This window comes from Arthrobacter sp. Bz4 (assembly GCF_003075455.1).
Lineage (GTDB): Bacteria > Actinomycetota > Actinomycetes > Actinomycetales > Micrococcaceae > Arthrobacter_D.
Genome location: NZ_QDAE01000060.1, coordinates 1 through 1,864, shown reverse-complemented (window position 1 = coordinate 1,864; position 1,864 = coordinate 1). Strand labels below are relative to the sequence as shown.

The following is a 1,864-nucleotide window of genomic DNA, read 5'->3' as shown; positions in this document are numbered from 1 at the left end:
TGTCGGTGACGGTCGAAAATTGAGCCATTGTGACGGTTGAAAACTGAGCCACCTGTTCCGAACGATTGGATGGGTGATTACTGTGGAGGATTGGGCGCTTATTAGGCGGTTGCATCTGGCTGAGGGTGAGTCGATGAGATCGATTGCTAGCCGGCTGGGTATTTCAAGGAACACGGTCGCGAAAGCGGTCCAGGCCGCTGATCCGCCTAAGTATGAACGGACGCCGCAGGAGTCCGCTATCAAGGCGGTGGAACCGAAGATCCGGGCTCTGTTGAAGGACAATCCGCGGTTGCCGGCGACGGTGCTCGCCGAGCGGGTCGGGTGGTCCGGGTCGCCGGCGTGGTTCAGGGAGAACGTGGCCCGGATCAGACCGGAATACGCCCCGGCTGATCCCGCGGACCGGATCAGTTATGAGCCCGGGGACCAGGCGCAGTGCGATCTGATGTTCCCGCCGGTGAGGATCCCAGTCGCAGGTGGCGAGCCGAGGGTGTTGCCGGTGCTGGTGATGGTGTGTTCGCATTCACGGTTCATCACGGCCACGATGATCCCGTCCCGCACCACCGGGGACCTGCTGGCGGGGATGTGGGTGCTGATTAGCGGCCTCGGGGCTGTCCCTCGCCGGCTGATTTGGGACAACGAGTCCGGCATCGGACGCCGCAATTCTTACGCCGCCGGCGTGTCAGCGTTCGCCGGGGTGTTGGCCACGAGGATCGTCCAGGTCAAAGCCTATGACCCGGAGTCCAAGGGCATTGTGGAACGAGCTAACGGATACCTCGAGACGTCCTTCTTACCAGGAAGGTCCTTCTCCTCGCCGGAGGACTTCAACACCCAGCTCACCGCCTGGCTTGAGTTAGCCAACACCCGAGTGGTCCGGCGCATCGGTGCCCGCCCGATCGACTTGGTGGCCGCGGATCGGGCCGCGACGCTGGCGTTACCGCCGGTGGAACCGATCACGGGTTTCCGTGCCAGGGTGCGGTTGCCCCGGGATTACTACGTCCGGGTCGCCTCCAACGATTACTCCGTTCACCCGCAAGCCATCGGCCGGTTTGTGGACATCACCGCTGACCTCACCACGGTCCGGATCAGTCTGGACGGCCGGACGGTCGGGGCCCATGCCCGGTGCTGGGGCACGGGGCAGACCCTCACCGACCCTGCCCATGTCCAGGAAGCGAGAGTGCTCCGGGAAGCATTCCAGAACCCTCACCGACCAGCCCAGGAACCAGATGGAACCCTACGGGATTTAGGTGACTACGACCGGGCATTCGGTGTGGTCCTGGACGCAACACCGGTGCTCTCATGACCGGGGTGAAGGACATAGTCGGGCAGATTGAGTACTACTCGAGGGCGATGAAGGCACCCCGAATCCGGGAGTCCGCGACCAGACTCGCCGAGCAGGCACGCGAGGGCCATTGGTCGCACGAAGAATACCTCGCAGCGGTCCTGTCCCGGGAAGTCGCAGCCCGTGAAGCTTCAGGAACCGAAACAAGGACCCGGGCTGCGGGGTTCCCGGCCCGTAAATCGTTGGAGGACTTCAACTTCGACCACCAACCTGACCTCCGGCGCGACAAGGTCGCCCACCTGGGCACCGGCGCGTATCTCGCTGAAGCATCCAATATCGTCCTTCTGGGCCCGCCGGGAACCGGGAAAACCCACCTTGCCACCGGGCTCGGCATCCGCGCGACCCAACAGGGCTACCGGGTGCTTTTCGCTACCGCAACGGATTGGGTGACCCGACTCCAAACCGCCCACCAGAACGGTAGGCTGCCGCAGGAGTTGCTGAAACTACGCCGCTACGGGCTGATCATCGTCGATGAAGTCGGCTATATCCCGTTCGAACAAGACGCCGCGAACTTGTTCTTCCAAC

The 1,864-nt window shown here is 63.2% G+C and carries 2 protein-coding genes; both read left to right on the top strand.

Features of this window, described 5'->3' with window-relative positions; all coding sequences use genetic code 11:
* Positions 1-73 precede the first annotated feature (73 nt).
* Positions 74-1,300, top strand: coding sequence for an IS21 family transposase (gene istA / locus DDA93_RS16015; RefSeq protein WP_116779310.1), 1,227 nt, complete (start codon positions 74-76; stop codon positions 1,298-1,300).
* Positions 1,297-1,864: ATP-binding protein (locus DDA93_RS16010; RefSeq protein WP_116779309.1), on the top strand; the 568-nt coding region annotated here is incomplete at its 3' end. The genes istA and DDA93_RS16010, both read left to right, overlap by 4 nt.